Genomic DNA, 21,212 nt, shown 5'->3' with positions numbered 1-21,212 from the left:
CCTGCCCTGTGTCTTCCTGTGCAGTGCTAGCCGTGAACGCCAACCTGTTGACTGGAAGCGCCAATCATCATGATTGAACCCACCTCCCTCGCCAGCTGGACCCGCGCCTTGCGCAAACAACTCGACGCCCTGGGTTTCGACAGCGGCACATTGTGCCAACAGGCCGGGCTCGACCCGCAGTTGATGGACGACCCCAACGCCCGCTACCCGCTGTCCGCCACCACGCGGTTGTGGGAATTGGCGGTGCAGGTCAGCGGCGATCCGGCCATCGGCTTGCGGGTGTCGCGCTTCGTCAGCCCGACCACGTTTCACGCATTGGGTTACGCGCTGGTAGCCAGCGGCAGCCTGCGCGAAGTGTTCGAGCGCATCGTGCGGTATCACCAGGTGGTCAGCGACGCGCTGGAGCTGGTGCTGATTCGCGGCGAAGATCGCTACTGCTTCATCCTGAAAGTCCCCGAAGGCAGCCCGACGCCAGCGCCCGAAGCCATTGACGCGTTTGCGGCGATTTATGTGCGCACCTGTCGCAACCGCCTCGGCCGCGATTACGCGCCACTGGCGGTATACCTGCGCCGCCCTGAACCGGCAGACCCGAAACAGTGGCACACGGTGTTTCGCGCACCGATCCACTTCGGCGCCGACGAGGACCGGCTGGAGTTTGCCCTCGCCGATTTCGACAGCCACCTGGACGACGCCAACCCGGAACTGGCCGAGCACAACGAAACGGTGCTCAACCGCACCCTGGCACAGCTCAAGCCGCTGACGTGGGAACGCAAGGTGCGCGGTGCCATCGAAGCACAATTGCCGGAAGGTGAACCCGGCGCCGAGCGCATCGCCCAGGCTTTGCACCTGAGCCTGCGCAGCCTGCAGCGGCATCTGGCCGACGAAGGTTGCCGCTTCGACACGTTGCTCAACGAGTGCCGCGAAAACCTTGCGCTGCTGCACCTGCGCGATCCGCAGTGTTCGTTGAGCGAGATCAGTTACTTACTGGGATTTGCCGACACCAGCAGCTTCAGCCGCGCGTTCAAACGCTGGACCGGGATGACGCCGGGGCAGTTCCGGGACGGGATGCGGTAAAACGTCGGGATTTACGCCGCTTTTGCCGGACTCATCGTGGGCAAGCCTTGCTCCTACAGATTCGCGTCGATCCATCGTTGTGGTTCACCACAAATCCGTAGGAGCAAAGCTTGCTCGCGATAGCGATTTCCCAGGCACCATGGAAGGCTCAGCGCCCCCGATCACGACGCAACAACTTACGCACCCGCGCCACCAACTCGCTCACCGCAAACGGCTTGAGCAAGTAATCATCGTCATGCAGTTCCAGCCCGCGCAAGCGGTCTTCAATGCCGTCGGTGGTGGTCAGGAAAAGCACCGGCGTGGCGCCGAGCTGGCGGATCTGTTGCAGCAGTTGCCAGCCATTGAGGCCGGGCAACATCACATCGAGGATGATCAGGTCATACGCCTGCACTTCGATAAAGCGTCGTCCGGCCATACCGTTGTCCGCCACATCCACCGTGTAACCGGCCTCGCTCAACCCCTGGGCCAGAAGCTTCGCGACCTCGGGTTCGTCTTCCACTAACAGCAAACGCATGGCACACCTCGGATAGTCGTCGGCACAGGCTAGGCGTGTTTGGCTTGATTGCCCATCACAAACTTCAACACATTCCCCCTGTGGGAGCGGGCTTGCTCGCGAAGGCGTCGTGTCAGCCAACATCAATATCGACTGACACTCCGCATTCGCGAGCAAGCCCGCTCTCACAGGGGTTCAGTGGTTGCCATTAGATTGTGGTCAACGCCCGTAACCGCTCGGTGTCGAGGATCTCGATCTCGCCATAACCGAGGTTGAGAATGCCCTGGCTTTCGAGGTCCTTGAGGATCTGGTTGGTGGTCTGACGCGACAGCGACAGCAACAACGCCAGTTGCTCCTGGGGCAGTTGCAGAACGCGCCGCGCCGGTTCGAGTTCGCCATAGCCATCGGCGATCATCAGCAAGCGGTGCGCCACCCGGGCCGGGGCGGGCAGCAAGGCCAACTGTTCAAGATTGATGAAGGTCAAACGCAGTTTGTGGCTCATCAGCAGCGCCAGTGGTTGCCAGTACTGCGGTTGTTCGTCGAGCAAGGCCAGCAACGCCGATTGCGGAATGTGCAGCAGGATGCTGTGGCCCACACCGACAGCGTCGTGGGTGCGCGGCTGACCATCGAACAGGCAGATTTCGCCGAACCAGTGCGGCGGTTCGATCACGCTCAGCAGCGCCTCCTTGCCCTGCTCGTTCACCGCACCGACCCGCACCGCGCCTTCAAGCACGGCGTACAGGCCACACGGCGCATCGCCGCGCTTGAACAGCCGCTGGCCCGGCGACAGGCGCCGCACGCGGGCCATGGCCAGCAGACTATCCTGTAACAAGGACGGTAAATGGCTGAACCACTGACCGCTCATCAGGCGTGACCGCCAGGCCTGCATATCCATGAAATCTCCGGGTTGATTGTCGTCTGGCTGACAGAGCAGCGACCACGCACAGGGGCATGATCGGCGTCCCTACAGGAGCAAGCACCATGAAAAGCCTCGTTGACCACCTCAGTCAATACGCCGCTTACCACCGTGACCCGCGCAACATTGCCAGCCACTTCATTGGTATTCCGCTGATCGTGGTCGCTGTCGCGGTGCTGCTGGCACGGCCAGAATGGCCGCTGGCCGGGCTCTGGCTGTCGCCGACAGTGCTTGTGGCGCTGGCCTCGGCGGGGTTCTATTTGCGCCTGGAAAAGCGTCTTGGCGGGGTGATGACGGTGCTGCTGGGCCTGTCCGTTTGGCTAGGCCATGTACTCGCGCAGCAGAGTACGTTCGTCTGGCTCGCCAGTGGCGTCGCGATGTTTGTGATCGGCTGGGCAATCCAGTTTGTTGGCCATCACTACGAAGGACGCAAACCGGCGTTTGTCGATGACGTGACGGGGCTGATTGTCGGGCCGCTGTTTGTAGTGGCGGAACTGGCGTTTTTGCTGGGATGGCGGCATGACCTCAAGGAACAGATCGAGGCGCGGGCCGGTGGGGTACGTTTGCGCCAGAAAAGCGCAGCAACGTAAGACGCTTTGTGGCGAGGGAGCTTGCTCCCGCTGGACTGCGAAGCCGTCCTAAAACCAGCAACCGCGTTTTTCAGGCAGAACAAGGGGCTTGCTTTGCGACTGCTGCGCAGCCCGAGCGGGAGCAAGCTCCCTCGCCACAGGTCAGTACAGACCCTGTGGGAGCGGCAAGCCGACGAAACTTTTAGAGGCTCGCGTGTTTCTGCCAGACCTTGGGTTTGAAGAACAACGTCTCGCCACGCGCCAGACCAGTCAGGCTGTCGTGGTCTTTCACCACTTCGGCTTCGATCAGTTCGCTCTGACCTTCAACCTTCAAGGTGACGCGCGTGGTCGCGCCCAGCGGACGAATGTCACGCACTTCGGCCGCGTGGTGGTCTTCCAGTTCTGTGCGCGACAGCGACACTTCGTGGGGACGGAACAGCACGTGGTGGTCCTCACCCAGGTGCAGACGGTTCGAATCGCCGAGGAAGTGATACACAAAGTCACTGGCCGGGTTTTCGTAAACGTCGCCCGGTGAACCGATCTGCTCGATCACTCCCTTGTTCATCACCACGATGCGGTCGGCCACCTCCATCGCTTCTTCCTGGTCGTGGGTCACAAACACCGAGGTCAGGTTGATGTCTTCGTGCAGGCGTGCGAGCCAGCGGCGCAGCTCTTTACGGACTTTGGCGTCGAGGGCGCCGAACGGCTCGTCGAGCAGCAACACTTTCGGCTCCACCGCCAGGGCGCGGGCCAGGGCGATACGTTGACGCTGACCACCGGAAAGTTGTTCCGGGTAGCGATCCGACAGCCAGTCGAGTTGAACCATGTTCAGCAATTCATGCACTTTGACCGCGATCTGGCTTTCGTTCGGACGCTGGTTTTTCGGCTTCATGCGCAGGCCGAAAGCGACGTTGTCGAACACCGTCATGTGGCGGAACAAGGCGTAGTGCTGGAACACAAAACCGACGTTGCGATCACGCACGTCGTGGCCGGACACATCTTCACCGTGGAACACGATGCTGCCGTCATCGGGGGTTTCCAGCCCGGCGATGATCCGCAGCAAAGTGGTTTTGCCACAACCGGACGGGCCAAGCAACGCCACCAGCTCGCCGCTGTGGATGTCCAGGTTGATGCTGTTCAGCGCCTTGAAAGCGTTGAAGTTCTTGCTGACATTACGGACTTCGATCGACATGACTTATTCCTCCGCGGCGCTGGCGCGCAGGCGGTTAATACGGGACTCGCTCCACTGCTTGAGCAGCAGGATGAAGAGCGCCAGGATCAGCAACAGGCTCGCAACGGCAAACGCGGCGACGTGGTTGTATTCGTTGTAGAGGATCTCGACGTGCAGCGGCAAGGTGTTGGTCACCCCGCGAATGTGCCCGGACACCACCGACACCGCACCGAACTCGCCCATTGCCCGCGCGGTACACAGCACCACGCCGTAGATCAGGCCCCACTTGATGTTGGGCACGGTCACATGCCAGAACATCTGCCAGCCGTTGGCACCCAGCAGCCGCGCGGCTTCTTCTTCCTGCGTGCCCTGTTCCTGCATCAGCGGGATCAGCTCACGGGCGACGAAGGGCACGGTGACGAAAATCGTCGCCAGCACGATGCCTGGCAAGGCGAAGACGATCTGAATGTCGTGATCCTGCAACCACGGGCCGAAGAAGCCCTGGGCGCCGAACATCAGCACATAGACCAGACCCGCAATCACCGGCGACACCGAGAACGGCAAATCGATCAGCGTCACCAGCATGCTCTTGCCACGGAACGAATACTTGCTCACGCACCAGGCCGCGCTGACGCCGAACACCAGGTTCAGCGGCACCGAAATCAGCACGGCGATAACCGTGAGTTTCAGGGCCGACAAGGCGTCGGGTTCGAAGATCGCGGTGAAGAACGCACCGAGGCCCAGCTTCAGCCCCTGGGACACCACGATCAGCAGTGGCAGCAACAGGAACAGGGCAAAGATCAACCAGCCGAGGCCGATCAGTACTCGCCGCGAGACCGCACTGCCACGACGGGCCGCGTTGGCCGAAGAGGCGGCCGCAATAGACGATTGGGACATGTTCCGCGCCTCCTTATGGGGTTTCGATGCGCCGCTGCAACAAGTTGATCAGCAGCAACAGGACGAAGGAAACCACCAGCATCAACACGCCAATGGAGGTAGCACCGGTGTAATCGTACTGGTCGAGCTTGACCATGATCAGCAGCGGCAGGATTTCGGTTTTCATCGGCATGTTACCGGCGATGAAAATCACCGAACCGTACTCACCTACGCCACGGGCAAACGCCAGGGCGAAGCCGGTCAGCCAGGCCGGAAGCAGAGCTGGCAGCAGGATGTAGCGGAAAACCTGCAGCGGTTTGGCACCCAGGCACGCGGCGGCTTCTTCGATTTCACGCGGGATATCGGCCAATACTGGCTGTACTGTACGTACCACGAATGGAAGTGTAACGAACGTCAGTGCCAGGGTGATGCCCAGGGGGGTGTAGGCGATCTTGAAACCCAGGTCCGCTGCAAACTGACCCACCAGCCCATTGGGTGCGTACAACGCGGTCAGCGCGATACCGGCCACGGCCGTCGGCAATGCGAAGGGCAGGTCGATCATCGCGTCGATGACTTTGCGCCCCGGGAAGGTATAGCGCACCAGCACCCAGGCGAGCAGCGTGCCGATAATGCCGTTGATGATCGCGGCACACAGCGCGGTGCCAAAACTGAGCTTCAACGCTGCCAGCACGCGGGGTGCCGAGATGATGGCCCAGAACTGATCCCAGGTGAGTTGGGCGGCATGCACGAACATCGCTGCCAGGGGAATGAGCACAATCAGGCTGAGGTACACCAAGGTGTAGCCCAGCGTCAGCCCGAAGCCGGGTATGACGGGGGAGATACGACGCGACATAAGAGTCCTTGGTTGAAAAAATCAATCAGCTAAACGCATCCATGTGGGAGCGGGCTTGCTCGCGAAGAGGGGATATCAGTCAACATTTAAGTCGTCTGACACTCCGCCTTCGCGAGCAAGCCCGCTCCCACATGTTACGAGCCTAAGCTTAAGGTTCGTTGTGTGGCTCAAGTCAGGTTACTGCGCCTGATAGATCTGGTCGAACACGCCGCCGTCATTGAAGAATTTCGGTTGGGCGGTTTTCCAGCCGCCGAAGTCCTTGTCGATGGTCACCAGGTCCAGTGTCGGGAACTGCTTGGCGTACTTGGCAGCCACGTCCTTGTCACGCGGGCGGTAGAAGTTCTTTGCCGCGATCTCCTGACCGGCCGGGCTGTACAAGTGCTTGAGGTAGGCCTCGGCGATCTGCTCGTTACCCTTCTTCTCGGCGTTCTTGTCGACGACTGCCACCGGCGGCTCGGCCAGGATCGACAGCGAAGGCACGACGATGTCGAATTTGTCAGCGCCGCCGTCTTCTTTCAGTGCCAGGAAGGCTTCGTTTTCCCAAGCCAGCAACACATCGCCCTGACCGTTGTTGACGAAGGTGATAGTCGAACCGCGAGCACCGGTGTCCAGCACCGGAACATGCTTGAACAGCTCCTTGACGTACTCCTGGGCCTTGGCTTCGCTGCCGCCAGCCTTCAAACCATAGGCCCAGGCGGCGAGGAAGTTCCAGCGCGCTCCGCCGGAGGTTTTCGGGTTCGGGGTGATGACTTCAACGCCGTTCCTGGTCAGGTCGCCCCAGTCCTTGATGCCTTTGGGGTTGCCTTTGCGCACCAGGAACACGATGGTCGAGGTGTACGGCGTGCTCGCTTCAGGCAGACGCTTCTGCCAGTCGGCCGGCAGGGTCTTGCCCAGTTTGGCGATTTCGTCGATATCACCGGCCAGGGCCAGGGTCACCACGTCGGCCCGCAGACCATCGATCACCGCCCGGCCCTGCTTGCCGGAGCCACCATGGGATTGCTGGATCTTCACGGTGTCGCCCGCGTGGTCTTTCTTCCAGAAGTTGATGAACTCGGCGTTGTAGTCCTGATACAGCTCGCGGGTCGGGTCGTATGACACGTTGAGCAGCTCATAATCCTTGGCAACCGCGGAACCAGCAAAAAGGGCACTGGCCAGAGCGGCCAACGCGTAACGGCGAATCGACGACATAGTGGAGCTCCTGAAATTCTGGGTGTTGGCTTTTCTTATTGGCGCTTCAGGCCCGCATTCGTGCTTGAACGCTTGTATACACGCTGGTTGGGGTCATGGGATGACGCCCTCCGGTTGACCAGTCGGGGCTCTCACACGTGAGAGGGTGACGCGGGGTTCAACTCGGTTTGTTGCCGGGGTTCTGCAAACGGAATTTCTCTTTGCGCTCGATCTGCACCACTTGGGCGTTGTGCACGGTGATCTCCACCGCACCGAAGCGCAGATCGCGCAGGGCGCTTTGGATTTCGCGCAAGATGGTGGCTTCGTCCTGACCGTCAACGCTACGTAGAGATGCGCTCATGGTGTTGCTCCTGAAATGAGTAGTGCCTGGCAGTGGCGGCACTGCTTGCGGCGTGAGAGCAATAGTAGATAGCCGCAGATATTCTTAAAAATACTATTTAAGAATGCTTATATAACTAAAAGTAAATACCCGATAAGAGAAGGGTTTGCGGGGAAAATCCACGATTTTCACAGCCGACTTAGAACCCTGTGGCGAGGGAGCTTGCTCGCGCCCGGCTGCGTAGCAGACGTAAGATTTCTGGGGCCGCTGCGCGCTGGAGCGCCAGCCCGGCCCAGCGGGAGCAAGCTCCCTCGCCACAAAAAGCGGGCCGCATGTTTACCCAATTAACGGTGCACACGCCCAATCCAACTGCTCAGCCGGCACCGGCCGGCCAAACCAGTAGCCCTGGCCCAGGTCGCAATCATGCTCAAGCAGGAAGCCCGCCTGCTCGGCCTGTTCGATGCCTTCGGCGTGGACCTGCATGCCCATGCTTTGCGCCAGGGCGATGATGACCCGCACGATCGCAGCGTCATCTTCGTCCCACGGCAGACCGGCGACAAACCCCTGATCAATCTTGAGCTTCTGCACCGGCAAGCGCTTGAGCCGCAGCAATGACGAGTAACCCGTGCCGAAATCATCAATGGCCAGCCGCACGCCCAACTCGCGCAGACGGTGCATTTGCTCCAGCGCCACTTCCGGGTCCTCCATCACTGCGCTTTCGGTGACTTCCAGCTCCAGGTACGCCGGATCCAGCCCCGTGTCATGCAGCACCTGGGCGACGCGCTCATACAGCTCGCGACGGGCAAACAACCGCGTGGAAACGTTCACCGCCACAAACGACAACACCACACCCGCCTGCTGCCACTGGCACATCTGCTGACACGCCTGCTGCATGACCCACGCATCGATTTCGGCGATCAACCCGGTGCGTTCGGCAATCGGGATGAACTCCGCAGGCGACACCAGCCCCCGCTGCGGGTGCTCCCAGCGCACCAGCGCTTCGACGCCGATCAGACGGCTGCTCTTGAGGTCATGCACCGGCTGGTAGTACACCCGCAACTCCTGCTGCTCCAGGGCGCGGCGCAACTCGAACGCGATCTCGACCCGCTGCTGGGCATGGGCCGTCAACTCTTCGGTGTACAGCGCGTAGCCATCGCGCCCCGCGCTTTTGGCCTTGAACAGCGCCGAGTCGGCATTGCGCAACAACTGCTCGGCACTCAGGGCATCGCTGGGAAACAGGCTGATGCCGACACTGGCGTTAATGAACAACTGATGGCCGGCAATCTGAAACGGTTCTTTGAGGCCATCCAGGATCCGTTGCGCCAACGCTGCCGCCTGCACCAGTTGCGGGCAACTTTCGGCCAGCACCGCGAACTCGTCGCCACCCAGGCGCGCCAGCGTAATGCCTGGGCCGAACATGTCGCGCAAACGCGAGGCCACGGCCTTGAGCAATTTGTCGCCAACGTTGTGCCCCAGGCTGTCGTTGATCATCTTGAAGTGATCCAGATCGATCATCAGCAAGGCGCAGCCACGCTTGTGGATTTGCGCGGAGGCCAGCGCCTGCTCGGCACGGTCGGTGAATAACAGGCGATTGGGCAGGTCGGTCAGCGGGTCGTGGTGGGCCAGGTGCGCCAGCTCGTGCTCCGAATCCTTGATTGCGCTGATGTCGGAAAACACCGCCACGTAATGGCTGAGCTGGCCACGCTCGTCGTGGATGACCCGGATGGTCTGCCATTGCGGATAGATTTCGCCGCTCTTGCGCCGGTTCCAGATCTCGCCACTCCACTCGCCGCAGCCTTTGAGCGTGGAGAACATGCCTTGATAGAAGGCCGGGAGGTGATGGCCGGACTTGAACATACTCGGCTGGCGGCCCAGCACTTCTTCACTCTGGTAACCGGTGATTTCCATGAACGCCCGGTTCACATGGACAATCAGGCCCCGGCAGTCAGTGACCAGCACCCCCTCGCGCGTACAGTCGAACACCGCCGCTGCCTGACGCAAGCGCACGCGATCTTCGCTGCGGCGCCGCAGCTTCGCGCCGATTCCGATGAAACTGAACAATCGCGCCCGCGCCAGGAAGATCAGATAGGCACTGAACAGCACCCACAGGTAACCGTTGATCAGTTGCCATCGCGGCAGATCAGCGGATTGATCGAAGAATTTGTTCAATAAATAACCAGTAATGCCCAGCCAAACGACCGAAATCACCAGATAAAGCAGCGATGCACGCAAAGCATCGCGAAAAGAGGCCGACATTAGGCGATCCATGTCCTTACAAAAAGGTTGGAATTATAGAGTAAAGAAACATTCCGCCACTCTTATCTGAAAGGCCGACTGGTTTTATCTGTGTGCTGAGTGATAATGCGCGGGCTGTTTTTTTCTTTATCGAGGGCCATACAGCCTATGTGGTACGAAGGTTTACTCGGCTTGTCGCCTTGGCAACTGGTGGCAGTCACCCTGTTAATGACCCACATCACCATCGTGGGCGTCACGGTCTATCTGCATCGTTATTCAGCCCATCGCTCCCTTGAGCTCAATGCCGGCCTGAAACATTTCTTCCGCTTCTGGCTGTGGCTGACCACGGCGCAGAACACCCGCGAGTGGACCGCGATCCACCGCAAGCACCACGCCAAATGCGAAACCGTCGATGACCCGCACAGCCCGGTCATCCTGGGCTTGTCGACCGTTCTGCGCAAAGGCGCCGAGCTGTACCGTGCCGAAGCGGAAAACCCCGAGACCCTGCGCATCTACGGCAAGAACTGCCCCGAAGACTGGATCGAGCGCAACCTCTACAGCCGCTTCCCGTTGCTGGGCGTGGCGATCATGGGCGTCATCGACCTGTTGCTGTTCGGCACCATCGGCATCACCATCTGGGCGATCCAGATGATGTGGATCCCGTTCTGGGCCGCCGGCGTCATCAACGGCCTGGGCCACGCCATCGGCTACCGCAACTTCGAGTGCCGTGATGCGGCAACCAACCTGGTGCCGTGGGGCATCCTGGTCGGGGGCGAAGAACTGCACAACAACCATCATACCTACCCGAACTCGGCAAAACTGTCGGTGAAAAAGTGGGAATTCGACCTCGGCTGGGCCTGGATCCAGGTCTTCAGCTTCCTGCGCCTGGCCAAGGTCCAGCGTGTAGCGCCGATCGCCCACCGCGTCGAAGGCAAGGGCAGCCTGGACATGGACACCGCCATGGCGATCCTCAACAACCGTTTCCAGATCATGGCCCAGTACCGCAAGCTGGTCATCGCCCCGCTGGTCAAGCAAGAGCTGGAAAAGGTCGATCACTCGGTGCGTCATCAATTCCATCGCGCCAAGCGCCTGCTCTCCCGTGAAACCAGCCTGCTGGATGACAAACACCACGTGCGCATCCAGACCATGCTCGAGCACAGTCAGGCGCTGAAGGTCATTTACGAAAAACGCCTGGCCCTGCAGCAGATCTGGGTCAAGACCAGTTCGAACGGTCACGACATGCTGGCCGCGATCAAGGACTGGGTGCACGAAGCCGAAGCCAGCGGGATCCAGTCGCTGCGCGATTTCGCCAACCAGTTGAAAACCTACTCGCTGCGCCCTGCCGCCGTCTGAAGGGCTGCCTGTGGCGAGGGAGCTTGCTCCCGTTCGATTGCAAGGCAGCCGCAAAACCGGCGACGCGTTTTAACTGACAAAACGCAGTCGCCCGGTTGGGGCGGTATACCGCCCAGCGGGAGCAAGCTCCCTCGCCACAAAAAGCGGGAACTTAGCTCAAAATCCCCTATCTCAAAGAGCACTTCGCCATCCAGGCGGGCTTTGCTGTGGCCGCTGTCGAACTCACGGCATGCCCTTTGAGACGTGTGCCGATGGTCAATAAAAACCCAAAAGACTCATCCCTCCCCCAGTGGCCAGAAGCCGCGCAAACCCTGATGGCGCTGATGCACGCCCAAGGTGAAGTGGCGCGCCTGAGCGAACGCGAACAGTTGTTCAGCTCGCTGCTGGTCAGCGTCAATGCCGTACTCTGGGCATTCAACTGGGAAACCCGGCAAGTGCTGTATGTCAGCCCGGCCTATGAACGGATTTTCGGCCGCTCCGCAGGCTTACTGCTGGCCGATTACCACGAATGGCGTGACAGCATTTACCCCGATGACCTGGACTACGCCGAACGCAGCTTGGCCGAGGTGCTGGAAAAAGGTGCCGTGGAAGACCGCGAATACCGGATCATCGCCGCCGACGGCCAGGTGCGCTGGCTCAGCGACAAGTGCTTTATCAACCGCCAGGCCGAGCCTGGCCAACCGGTGATCGTGGTCGGCATTGCCGAGGACATCACCGAAAAGAAGCAACTGGAAACCGAACTGCAACGCCTGGCCACCACCGATGCGCTGACCCAGAGCAGCAACCGTCGACATTTCTTCGAATGTGCCAACCGCGAGTTCGAACAGGCGCGCCAGCAAGGCTCGCCACTGGCATTTTTGTTGCTGGACATCGATGACTTTAAAACCATCAATGACACTTACGGCCACCCGGAAGGCGACAACGTGCTGCAACGGATCGCCGAATGTGGCCGGGCGGCGCTGCGCCGAGGTGATCTGTTTGGGCGGATCGGCGGTGAAGAGTTTGCCGCGGTGTTCCCCGGCTGTGCGCCGGACATGGCCCTGCACGTGGCCGAACGGCTGCAACGGGAAATCCAGCGCCTGGGCTTCAACCATGACGACCAGACATTCGGCATCACTGTCAGTCAGGGCCTGACCAGTCTCACTGCCGACGACGAAACCCTGGACAGCCTGTTCGCCCGCGCTGACGCAGCAATGTATGAAGCCAAGCGCCAGGGCAAGAACCGCATCATCTCCGGCTGAACTCAATACCTGTGGCGAGGGAGCTTGCTCCCGCTGGACTGCATAGCAGGCCCATTTCTTGGGGCCGCTTCGCGACCCAGCGGGAGCAAGCTCCCTCGCCACAAAAACCGTTTCTACAGGGAAGGATCGGTTTACTTTTTGCGTAAGCGCATGAGTTCTGGCAACCCGATCTTGAGCAACCGTGCGGTTCGACTTTTGGCGAGCTCTTCGACGCCTTCCGAAGGCGTCAACCGCGCCAGTTGCCCGGCCATGTTCATCACCAGTGCTTCGCGGGAGTAAACCCCGCCCCCAAGCTGATAGACCGCCGCAATCAGCTCACGCAACTCCAGCGGCAAACGCCAGCGTGTGCGCAGCGCCGACCCGTAAGCCGCGCCAAAGGCCTCCAGCGTATCGCCAACCTCTTCCCACTCGTCCAGTTCGCCGCCCGCCTGTTTCCACTCCTGCAAGCAACGCAGCAGCGCCAGGTCGCCCAAACGGTGCAGCATGCCGGCGCAGTAACAGCGCTCCTGATCCAGATCCAGCAAACGTGCCAGGGTTCGGCCGTATTCGGCGGTGTGCAGCGACAACCCCCAGTAACGTTCGGCGTAGTCGGCCAGGCACGGCTCACTGAGACGCGCGCTGCGCTTGAGGGCAAGGCCCAGGATCAGATTCATGCTTTGCCCGGTACCCAGCCGTTGCAACGCCTGAGACAGGGTTTGCACCGAGTTGCCATGATGCTGCGCAGCGCTGTTGGCTGCGGCGATCAGCACCGCAGTGACCTGTGGGTCGGTGCGGACTTCCTCTTCCAGCAACTTCAGGTCCAGACCATTGGGGTTCAGGCTGCGTTTGATCGCCAGTTGCACGTCCGTCAGCAACGGTGCACCGTCCGCCTGTTCGCGGCGCCGCTCCAGGAACGTCGACAAGGTCATGCCCGGCGCCAGCGTCGGGACGTCGCAGGCCACCGACTCCCCCGCGTTCAGCAGCAAGTCCTGCAAGCGCTGGGTCAGGCTTTCCATGTTCAGGGGTTTGGTCAGGTACGCTGTCGGCGCCAGCGGCAAGGCTTCGCGCACGCTGGCGCTGTCATTGCGGCTGCTCATCAGAATAAACGGCAACACCGGGTTGCGCCGTCGCTGGCGCACACTGCGCAGTACGCTCAGGCCATCGACACCGGGCAGTTCCCAATCGGCGATCACCAGGTCATAGGGATGCTCGCTCAGCAGGTCCAGCGCATGTTGACCGTCCGCACACAGATCCAGCCGGGCGTCGCAACGCACGTTCAACAACACCTGCTTGAGCAGGTCGCGGGACCAGGGGTCGGCCTCGGCGATCAGCACTCGCGGCACAGCGGGCAATTCAACAGCAGTCATGCAGCACGCTCCGAGGGCAATGCTTGCACCTTAGACAATGCTGGCACTTCGATACAGTGCTATGAGCACGGATAGGTTTCATAAGACGAAAAAAACCCGCCGAAGCGGGTTTTTTGTCGATCAGGTCACACTCGGCTGATCATAGCTCGGAGAAACACTCTTCGATGATCGCCAGACCTTTGTCCAGTTGCTCGTCCGGCGAAGTCAGCGGCACCAGTACGCGCAACACGTTGCCGTAAGTACCGCACGACAGCAGGATCAGGCCCTTGTCGCGCGCCTTGGCCACAACTTGCGCGACGGCGGCGGCGTTAGGCTTGTGGCTGTCGCCGTTTTCGAACAGTTCAACCGCGATCATCGCGCCCAGGGCACGCACTTCACCGATCACCGGGTACTTGGCCTGGATGGCCTTGAGGCCAGTCACCAGACGCTCGCCAACCGCTTTGCAGCGATCCAGCAGGTGCTCTTCTTCGAATACTTCCATCACCGCCAGCGCAGCGGCACAAGCGATCGGGCTACCGGCGTAAGTGCCGCCCAGGCCGCCTGGGGCGATGGCGTCCATGTATTCGGCCTTGCCGCACACACCGGCCAGCGGGAAGCCGCCAGCGATGGATTTGGCGAAGGTGGTCAGGTCGGCGGCAACACCCATCTGTTCCATGGCGAAGAAGGTGCCGGTACGGCCAGCGCCAGTCTGCACTTCGTCAGCAATCATCAGGATGCCGTGCTGGTCGCACAGCGCACGCAGGCGCTTCATGAATTCTTTAGGCGCAACGTAGAAACCACCTTCGCCCTGAACCGGCTCGATGATGATGGCTGCAATGTCACGCGGCTCGGCGTCGTTCTTGAAGATCCGTTCGATGCTGGCGATAGAGTCGTCGATGCTTACGCCGTGCAGTTCGTTCGGGAACAGCGCACGGAAGATGCCGCCTGGCATCAGGCCCATGCCGGCCGAGTAAGGCACGACTTTACCGGTCAGGCCCAGGGTCATCATGGTGCGACCGTGGTAAGCGCCGGTGAACGCAATCACGCCTGCACGGCCCGTCGCGGCACGGGCGATTTTCACGGCGTTTTCCACGGCTTCGGAACCAGTGGTCACCAGCAGGGTTTTCTTGGCGAAATCACCCGGCACCTTGGCGTTCACTTTCTCGCACAGTTCGACGTAGGGTTCGTACGCCAGCACCTGGAAACAGGTGTGGGTCAGCTTATTCAACTGCTCGGTCACGGCCGCGATGATTTTCGGGTGCAGGTGACCGGTGTTCAGCACGGCGATGCCGCCGGCGAAGTCGATGAACTCGCGACCTTCAACGTCGGTCACGGTGGCGTTCTTCGCGGAATCGGCGAAGATCGGGTGAATCTGGCCAACACCGCGGGGTACAGCGGCTTCGCGGCGTTTCATCAGGGATGCGTTGGTCTTGCTCATAGTGTCCTCATTCACCGCTCATCGGGCGGCGTGGCTCAAGGAATTCATGGCGGGAGGCAACTACGGCAGCATGCGATGATCGACTGCCACAGCTTTCCCGGCCACAGAGAAAAATCGTCCTTACAAGCAGATGGGGCATCGCTCTCGTGCCCCGTCCGCTGCACACACTACCCGATCAGATGCCCAGGCAGAGGTATTTGATTTCCAGGTAATCCTCGATCCCGTACTTGGAGCCTTCACGGCCCAGGCCCGAGGCCTTGATGCCGCCAAACGGCGCGACTTCGTTGGAGATCAACCCGGTGTTGACGCCGACCATGCCGTATTCCAGGGCTTCGGCCACACGGAACACACGGCCCAGGTCGCGGGCATAGAAGTACGAGGCCAGACCGAATTCGGTGTCGTTGGACATCGCGATCACTTCGGCTTCGTCTTTGAAGCGGAACAATGGCGCCAGTGGGCCGAAGGTTTCTTCCTTCGCCACAGCGGCGTTTTTCGGCACGTTGATCAGGATGGTCGGCTCAAAGAAGTTGCCTTCCATCGGCTTGCCACCGGCCAGCAACGTTGCGCCTTTGCTCAGGGCATCGGCGATGTGTTCCTGGACCTTGGCCACAGCTTTTTCGTCGATCAGGGGACCGGTGGTGGTGCCGTCTTCCAGACCGTTGCCGATCTTGAGCTTGGCCACTGCGGCTTTGAGTTTCTCGGCGAAAGCGTCGTAGATGCCATCCTGAATGTACAGACGGTTGGCGCAGACGCAGGTCTGGCCGTTGTTGCGGTATTTGGAAATGATTGCGCCTTCGACGGCCTTATCCAGGTCCGCGTCGTCGAACACGATGAACGGCGCGTTGCCGCCCAGTTCCAGCGAGACTTTCTTGATGTCCTTGGCGCATTCGGCCATCAACTGGCGACCGATTTCGGTCGAGCCGGTGAAGGACAGTTTGCGCACGATCGGGTTGCTGGTCAGCTCGCCGCCGATGTCGCCGGCGCTGCCGGTAACCACGCTCAGCACCCCTTTCGGGATACCGGCACGGTGCGCCAGCTCAACCAGGGCCAGGGCCGAGAACGGGGTTTGCGAAGCCGGCTTGATCACCATGGTGCAACCGGCGGCCAGGGCCGGGCCGGCTTTACGGGTGATCATGGCGGCCGGGAAGTTCCACGGGGTGATCGCTGCGGTCACGCCAATTGGCTGCTTGATCACGATCAGGCGCTTGTCAGGCTGGTGGCCCGGGATCACGTCACCGTAGATGCGCTTGGCTTCTTCGGCAAACCACTCGATGAAGGACGCGGCGTAAACGATTTCGCCCTTGGCTTCGGCCAGTGGCTTGCCCTGCTCGAGGGTCATCAGGCGACCGAGGTCATCCTGGTTTTCGATCAACAGTTCGAACCAGCGACGCAGCTTGTTCGCGCGTTCTTTGGCGGTCAGCGAGCGCCAGGCCGGCAGGGCCTTGTCGGCGGCTTCAATGGCACGGCGGGTTTCGGCAGCGCCCATTTTCGGCACAGTGCCCAGAATTTCGCCCGTTGCCGGGTTGTTGACCTTGATCGTCTGACCATTATCCGCATCGACCCAAGCGCCATCGATGTAGGCTTGCTGGCGGAACAACTGGGTGTCTTTGAGCTGCATGTGGGCTTTTCCTTAACAGCACCGCGCGAGCGCGGAGCGAATTGTTAATTATAAAAAGGCGCCTCAGGCAGGTGAGGTAAAAACGTAGCGAGCGAAGGTAAGACAAGGCAAAAACAGGCGAGGGTGCGGAATTTACGTGTTTGTAAATGAGCAGTCCGAACCTGTTTTTAACGCAAGATTACCGAGCGCAGCAGTTTTCACCTCATCTGACGGGCTGCCGTCAGGGAAATCATTCACAGGGCCGAAGCACATAAATAGCGCACTGGTTGAAACACGTGCGGTTCAGCACCCAGACAAGAGCGTTTGAAATCTCAAACGAATCCTAGGATCAAAGGGGGTAAAGGACAATAGGATGTTCGAAAAAAAGAACGAAAACGCCGCATTTGCAGAAATTATCTGATCAACGTCACCTACGGCAACGCCCCTGGGCCGTTAGGCGCAGGGGCGTTGTCAGGGGGCGTTCCAGCGGTTCAGCGACTCAAGACGGGGAGAAGGACTTGAGCACGCTCAGCAGGCTGGTGAGGTTGTCGGCTACACCGCCCTGGCTGATTTTTTCCGTGGTGGCAGCGGCAGCGCCGGTGTCGACGCTGTAGATTTGCATCACGCCCTGGTTGGCCGCGGCCTGGGCCAGGGTATTTTGCTGTTGCTGCGCCGACACGGCGTTCTGGAACAGGATGCTGGTGGAGTGCCCCATCGATTGATAGACGGTGCCGAGTGACATCGCCGGTGCTTCAGCGACGACCTTGACGTTGGTTTGGGTAACGGCATCGGTGATTTGCGGGCTTACAGTGGTCATTAGTCAAACTCCATGTATGAGACAAAGGTTTTACGCAAGCGACTCAGGGTTTCAGCCAATCAGCTCTGGAAAGACTTCATGACGGCCAAGAGGCTGGACAGGTTGTCGGCGATGCCGCCCTGGCTGACTTTTTCCGTGGCGGCCCCGGCAGCGCCGGTGTCCACGCTGTAGATCTGCATCACGCCTTGGTTGGCCGCGGCCTGGGCCAGGGTATTTTGCTGTTGCTGCGCCGACACCGAGTTCTGGAACAGGATGCCGATGGAGTGGGCCATGGATTGATAGATGGTCCCCATTGCCATGGCCGGCGCTTCAGCGACGACCTTGACGTTGGTCTGGGTGACCGCGTCTGTGATTTGCTCACTTACGGTAGTTGCCATGAATTAACTTCCTTTGTTATGACACGGTGCATTCCGTGTTATTTAATGAACGTCGCAAAACAATGGATGTGAATATTCAATCGTGCAGTTCATCGGCAACTTCTTAGTTGCTGGCCGCCGCCGCACCCTGGTCGTTAAGCCGCGCCAGCGTTGACTCGACCTGTTGAACCAGGCTCTTCATCTGCTCTTCCATGGCGCTTTTAACTTCCTGGCGTATCAAGTCCATCAACAGCTCCTTAAAGTCCGCATCCTCCACTGTCAAGATGGAAGGCTGAGGCGGTTCTTCAAGGGCCGTTAACAACTGCTTTATCAACTCTTCGCGTGTTTGCGGGGTATGTTTGAGTATGTTTTCACTGGTGCGAAACTGATCGATCACCGCGTTCGTGCGCTGTTCGTCGGCCTCGATCAGCCTGACGGTCTGTTCGCGCACCTGATCGATACTCCGTTGCGCCGCCTGGGCAAACGTCTGCGGTTTGTCCTGCACAAACGCTTCCAGTACTTGCCGTTCGGCGTGTGACAGCGGGCGCTTCATGAACAGCTCGGCGAACCGGTGAATGCTCGCCATGGGACTTTCGTTTTCCTTGCTCATCGGCGACTCCTTTTACTGTGCGGGGTTGGCAGTGGCCGCGTCATCGCCGGATGCGGCACGCATAGAACGTTTCGCCACGTTGTCGCTGTACGTGGAGAGGCTTTTGTCGATCATTTCGATCGCGGCGGCAGCACCCGCCCCCTCCATGGCACCTGCGGCGGCGCTCACAGCGGCCGCGGCGGCCACCAGCAGGTCGGTGACAAACGCGCCTTCGGCATCCTTTTCGGCGACGTCGAATCTCTCCAGCGCGATGTTTTGGGTCATTTCCTTGATCATCACCGCCTGGGCCGCCAACGCCAGCTTGCTGACACCGTCGAAGTAACCCGCTGCCGACTGCGCGACCAGGCCGGCGGCCTGTCCGATCATCATGTCCGGCGCAATGGCGATCTGCGCCGGGGCATAGCTGAGGGTCTGGGAATTGGTGAATTGCACCGCCTGAACGATCTGCTGGTTCAGCGCCGCAGTGGAATCCTTGGACGGGGTGTTCACTTGCTTGATCAGATGCTCGTTCATCACGCTCATGATCGAGCGCGATGCCTGAGCCGACTCGGGTCCGGGCTTCAGCGCGTCAGCCTGGTTTCCAGGCTTGTCGGCAGGTTTCTCGGAGCTTGATAGCTGATCGGTGAGGACCGGGGGTTTTCGTTTGAACCAGAACATGGCGGATCTCCCTTACCATCAGACCTACTCACCACCAATCTTCATGATCAGCGTGACTGCCTTGGAGATCACCGCATTGGAAATCTGGTTAAGGGCCTGTTGACTGTTGACCGCGTTCTGCAAAGACAACCCGGCGGAATGGCTCGCCACCTGGTACAGCGAAGCGATGGCTTGCGCCGGCGCTTCGGCCACCACCTTGACGTTGGTCTGGGTCACGGCGTCGGTTATCTGGGAATTGACTGTCTGATCCGTCATACATCTCTCCTTGATCGAAAGCACCACAGCGGGCGCGGTGGTGGTGGACACATTCGTCAGCAGCGGTTGCTCACAGAACTAGAACGCGCCAGAGGCCTGGCTGTGAAACAACCCGCATCGTTCAACGCAATGCCGCACGCAACATCTGCACGCGCTTGCGCACCAGAGGCAAGGTGATCCCCAGCACGGCGGCGATTTCCGGGTAGGGAAGGTCTTCGACAAATTTCATTTCAAACAGACGCTGTTGGGTCAGTGGCAATTGCGCCACCACCCGATGGACCTGGGTCAGGCGTTCAAACAGCTCGGTACGCTCCAGGACCGAGACACAAGGAGCGGCCAGGATGGCTTGGTGATCCTGCTCGAGATCGATCGAGTGATCGAAAAAACGTCCCTCGCGCAACGTGCGTCGACAGCTGTCGAAAAACACATGGTCGAGGACCAGAAACAGAAAACCCTGCGGGTCCCTGATGCGTTCCGGAGAACGCCTGAAGAACAGCAGGGCTTTGATCGCCGTGGCAGACAGCCATTCCTGGGCATGTTCCATATTGCCCTTGGCCCGGTGCCTGGCCCGGCGTTTGAGCTCGGGATATACCGCCCGCCAACTCGCTTCGAACAGTTGGTCGATCACCGCAACCTGCACACCCGCGCGAATAGAACCCTCCATGCCAGCACTCCCTGTGCGTCCTAGATGAGCTGGCAGTCTGTGGCGCGGCTTTTTCCTTCGCTGTTACTTTGGGAACACTCCTGCAACTAATTCAGCGCACAGGCTTTGCGCCGCAAATGGTCGATGTCGTTGATTACGATCCGGTCGCGCTGACTGCTGATCAGCCCCAGTCGGCGCCACAGTTGCAACTGGACATTGAGCTTGGGCCGGCTGGTGTTGAGCATCGAGGCCAGGATCCCCTGGTTCTGCGGCATCAGCACACTGGGCAACGTGGCGACATTCAGGTCGGCATCCTCCATGTTGGCCAGCAGAAACCGCGCCAGTCGTGACTCCAGTCGATACAGGCAGACCATCTCCAGCAACTCCATGACGCTCTGCAGGCGCCTCATCAACAGTGCGAGCAACCGGCGCACGAACAAGGGCTCGGCGCACAACACCGAGAAATGCCGGCGCCCCAACAGCAGAATCAGGGTCGGGCCACAGGCATAGGCGGAGGTTTCCCGCGCATGCCCGTCAATCAGCGCCGACTCGCCCACCACCTGCCCGACGTCGGTAGTGCCGACGATCTGCTCACGGCCGTCCGGGCCATGCACCATCGAATAAATCCGCCCCTCCACCACCAACGCCAGGAACTCCAGCGTGTCCTGCTTGAGGAACAACACATCCCGATCACCGAGCGAACGCTCAATGCAGTGCGTGGCCACATACTGAATAAGCGGCTCGGGCATACCTTGAAACAGATCCGAACGTCCTACCAATCGCTGTCGCCGAGGAATATCGAGCATCACTGATCCTTTGAATGCATTGACGCGCCCTGAACGTCAGAGATCTGCGCGCAAATGCGCAGCAAATTAGAGCGCCGCGGCCCACGGAGCAAAGCAAACAAAGGGACGTTCACCGGAGACAGTTGTGAAGCACTCGCGCCGGAATCGGCAGATAACACTTCAACCGCACCGCAAGAAGGTGACGGGACAGGCAGGGGAATCAAATCGCTCAAAAAACCGGCATGGACGGCCCGAACCGACATGGGTATGATGTCGCCCGCACATGCACCAGTAGCTCAGCTGGATAGAGTACTGCCCTCCGAAGGCAGGGGTCGTGGGTTCGAATCCCGCCTGGTGCACCATGATTCAACGAGAAAGCCTCAGGTCTTACGGCCTGAGGCTTTTTTGTGGCTGCCGGGAAAGCCCGGCCATTGTCTGCCG

Annotated in this window: 22 protein-coding genes, 1 tRNA gene and 1 pseudogene; 6 read left to right on the top strand and 18 right to left on the bottom strand. The window is 60.1% G+C overall.

Going from position 1 to position 21,212, the window contains the following annotated elements; all coding sequences use genetic code 11:
- The first annotated feature begins 69 nt into the window (after positions 1 to 69).
- Complete coding sequence (locus AC1Z1G_RS01045) at positions 70 to 1,074, top strand: AraC family transcriptional regulator (RefSeq protein ID WP_483624145.1); 1,005 nt, start codon at positions 70 to 72, stop codon at positions 1,072 to 1,074.
- 148 nt (positions 1,075 to 1,222) lie between these two features.
- On the opposite strand, the gene AC1Z1G_RS01040 is transcribed toward AC1Z1G_RS01045, so the two are convergent.
- Positions 1,223 to 1,588 carry a response regulator gene (locus tag AC1Z1G_RS01040; RefSeq protein ID WP_483624143.1) on the bottom strand — a complete coding sequence of 122 codons (366 nt, stop codon included), beginning with the start codon at positions 1,586 to 1,588 and terminating at the stop codon, positions 1,223 to 1,225.
- A gap of 44 nt (positions 1,589 to 1,632) precedes the next feature.
- Between AC1Z1G_RS01040 and AC1Z1G_RS01035 the strand changes: the two are divergent.
- Positions 1,633 to 1,758 (top strand): annotated as a pseudogene (locus AC1Z1G_RS01035) (metal ABC transporter ATP-binding protein); the annotation flags it as partial.
- A 17-nt stretch (positions 1,759 to 1,775) separates the two neighbouring features.
- On the opposite strand, the gene AC1Z1G_RS01030 reads toward AC1Z1G_RS01035, so the two are convergent.
- Positions 1,776 to 2,462, bottom strand: coding sequence for a Crp/Fnr family transcriptional regulator (locus AC1Z1G_RS01030; protein ID WP_483624141.1), 687 nt, complete (start codon positions 2,460 to 2,462; stop codon positions 1,776 to 1,778).
- An 86-nt stretch (positions 2,463 to 2,548) separates the two neighbouring features.
- Here AC1Z1G_RS01030 and AC1Z1G_RS01025 point away from each other — a divergent pair, with 86 nt between their 5' ends.
- A complete protein-coding gene (locus AC1Z1G_RS01025; protein ID WP_483624139.1) occupies positions 2,549 to 3,073 on the top strand; it encodes an Mpo1 family 2-hydroxy fatty acid dioxygenase in 525 nt (174 codons plus the stop codon).
- 181 nt (positions 3,074 to 3,254) lie between these two features.
- Here the strand turns inward: AC1Z1G_RS01025 and AC1Z1G_RS01020 are convergent, their stop codons facing one another.
- From AC1Z1G_RS01020 to dibA, 6 genes are all read right to left on the bottom strand, one after another.
- Complete coding sequence (locus AC1Z1G_RS01020) at positions 3,255 to 4,244, bottom strand: sulfate/molybdate ABC transporter ATP-binding protein (protein ID WP_483624138.1); 990 nt, start codon at positions 4,242 to 4,244, stop codon at positions 3,255 to 3,257.
- Between the two features lie 3 nt (positions 4,245 to 4,247).
- Positions 4,248 to 5,120: a sulfate ABC transporter permease subunit CysW gene (gene cysW, locus AC1Z1G_RS01015; RefSeq protein ID WP_483624136.1), complete on the bottom strand. Its 873-nt coding sequence runs from the start codon at positions 5,118 to 5,120 to the stop codon at positions 4,248 to 4,250.
- A gap of 13 nt (positions 5,121 to 5,133) precedes the next feature.
- The gene (gene cysT / locus AC1Z1G_RS01010; RefSeq protein WP_347903157.1) at positions 5,134 to 5,952 is read right to left on the bottom strand and encodes a sulfate ABC transporter permease subunit CysT; all 819 of its coding nucleotides are present in this window, start codon (positions 5,950 to 5,952) and stop codon (positions 5,134 to 5,136) included.
- 177 nt (positions 5,953 to 6,129) lie between these two features.
- Entirely contained in the window at positions 6,130 to 7,140 is a 1,011-nt protein-coding gene (locus tag AC1Z1G_RS01005; RefSeq protein ID WP_483624134.1) for a sulfate ABC transporter substrate-binding protein, read from the bottom strand.
- A gap of 157 nt (positions 7,141 to 7,297) precedes the next feature.
- Positions 7,298 to 7,480 carry a sulfur starvation response protein OscA gene (gene oscA / locus AC1Z1G_RS01000; protein WP_007941032.1) on the bottom strand — a complete coding sequence of 61 codons (183 nt, stop codon included), beginning with the start codon at positions 7,478 to 7,480 and terminating at the stop codon, positions 7,298 to 7,300.
- A gap of 315 nt (positions 7,481 to 7,795) precedes the next feature.
- Positions 7,796 to 9,715 (bottom strand): phosphodiesterase DibA, encoded by a 1,920-nt coding sequence (gene dibA, locus AC1Z1G_RS00995; RefSeq protein ID WP_483624131.1) that lies wholly within the window; start codon positions 9,713 to 9,715, stop codon positions 7,796 to 7,798.
- Positions 9,716 to 9,862: 147 nt separating this feature from the next.
- Between dibA and desA the strand changes: the two genes are divergently transcribed.
- Positions 9,863 to 11,047 carry a delta-9 fatty acid desaturase DesA gene (gene desA, locus AC1Z1G_RS00990; protein WP_483624129.1) on the top strand — a complete coding sequence of 395 codons (1,185 nt, stop codon included), beginning with the start codon at positions 9,863 to 9,865 and terminating at the stop codon, positions 11,045 to 11,047.
- Positions 11,048 to 11,298: 251 nt separating this feature from the next.
- On the top strand, positions 11,299 to 12,288 hold the full coding sequence (locus AC1Z1G_RS00985) for a GGDEF domain-containing protein (RefSeq protein ID WP_483624128.1): 990 nt from the start codon (positions 11,299 to 11,301) through the stop codon (positions 12,286 to 12,288).
- Positions 12,289 to 12,419: 131 nt separating this feature from the next.
- Here AC1Z1G_RS00985 and AC1Z1G_RS00980 read toward each other — a convergent pair whose 3' ends face one another.
- The 10 genes from AC1Z1G_RS00980 to AC1Z1G_RS00935 all read right to left on the bottom strand — a co-directional run bounded on the left by AC1Z1G_RS00980 (position 12,420) and on the right by AC1Z1G_RS00935 (position 20,792).
- Complete coding sequence (locus AC1Z1G_RS00980) at positions 12,420 to 13,634, bottom strand: HDOD domain-containing protein (RefSeq protein WP_483624126.1); 1,215 nt, start codon at positions 13,632 to 13,634, stop codon at positions 12,420 to 12,422.
- Between the two features lie 139 nt (positions 13,635 to 13,773).
- The gene (gabT, locus tag AC1Z1G_RS00975) at positions 13,774 to 15,051 is read right to left on the bottom strand and encodes a 4-aminobutyrate--2-oxoglutarate transaminase (RefSeq protein WP_483624124.1); all 1,278 of its coding nucleotides are present in this window, start codon (positions 15,049 to 15,051) and stop codon (positions 13,774 to 13,776) included.
- Positions 15,052 to 15,226: 175 nt separating this feature from the next.
- A complete protein-coding gene (gene gabD / locus AC1Z1G_RS00970) occupies positions 15,227 to 16,669 on the bottom strand; it encodes an NADP-dependent succinate-semialdehyde dehydrogenase (protein WP_483624122.1) in 1,443 nt (480 codons plus the stop codon).
- Positions 16,670 to 17,147: 478 nt separating this feature from the next.
- On the bottom strand, positions 17,148 to 17,465 hold the full coding sequence (locus AC1Z1G_RS00965; RefSeq protein ID WP_347903142.1) for a RebB family R body protein: 318 nt from the start codon (positions 17,463 to 17,465) through the stop codon (positions 17,148 to 17,150).
- A 59-nt stretch (positions 17,466 to 17,524) separates the two neighbouring features.
- Positions 17,525 to 17,842: a RebB family R body protein gene (locus AC1Z1G_RS00960; RefSeq protein ID WP_347903141.1), complete on the bottom strand. Its 318-nt coding sequence runs from the start codon at positions 17,840 to 17,842 to the stop codon at positions 17,525 to 17,527.
- Between the two features lie 103 nt (positions 17,843 to 17,945).
- Positions 17,946 to 18,431 (bottom strand): hypothetical protein, encoded by a 486-nt coding sequence (locus AC1Z1G_RS00955; protein WP_483624120.1) that lies wholly within the window; start codon positions 18,429 to 18,431, stop codon positions 17,946 to 17,948.
- Between the two features lie 12 nt (positions 18,432 to 18,443).
- Positions 18,444 to 19,088, bottom strand: coding sequence for a hypothetical protein (locus AC1Z1G_RS00950; protein ID WP_483624118.1), 645 nt, complete (start codon positions 19,086 to 19,088; stop codon positions 18,444 to 18,446).
- 24 nt (positions 19,089 to 19,112) lie between these two features.
- Positions 19,113 to 19,343, bottom strand: a complete 231-nt coding sequence (locus AC1Z1G_RS00945; RefSeq protein WP_347903138.1) for a RebB family R body protein — start codon at positions 19,341 to 19,343, stop codon at positions 19,113 to 19,115.
- A 121-nt stretch (positions 19,344 to 19,464) separates the two neighbouring features.
- Entirely contained in the window at positions 19,465 to 20,007 is a 543-nt protein-coding gene (locus tag AC1Z1G_RS00940) for an RNA polymerase sigma factor (RefSeq protein WP_483624116.1), read from the bottom strand.
- An 86-nt stretch (positions 20,008 to 20,093) separates the two neighbouring features.
- Entirely contained in the window at positions 20,094 to 20,792 is a 699-nt protein-coding gene (locus AC1Z1G_RS00935) for a Crp/Fnr family transcriptional regulator (protein WP_483624114.1), read from the bottom strand.
- Positions 20,793 to 21,056: 264 nt separating this feature from the next.
- On the opposite strand from AC1Z1G_RS00935, the gene AC1Z1G_RS00930 reads away from it, so the two are divergent.
- A tRNA-Arg gene (locus AC1Z1G_RS00930) sits at positions 21,057 to 21,133 on the top strand.
- The last annotated feature ends 79 nt before the right edge of the window (positions 21,134 to 21,212 follow it).

Source organism: Pseudomonas sp. JL27(2026) (genome assembly GCF_056933555.1).
This window is presented reverse-complemented; position numbering and strand designations above follow the sequence as displayed.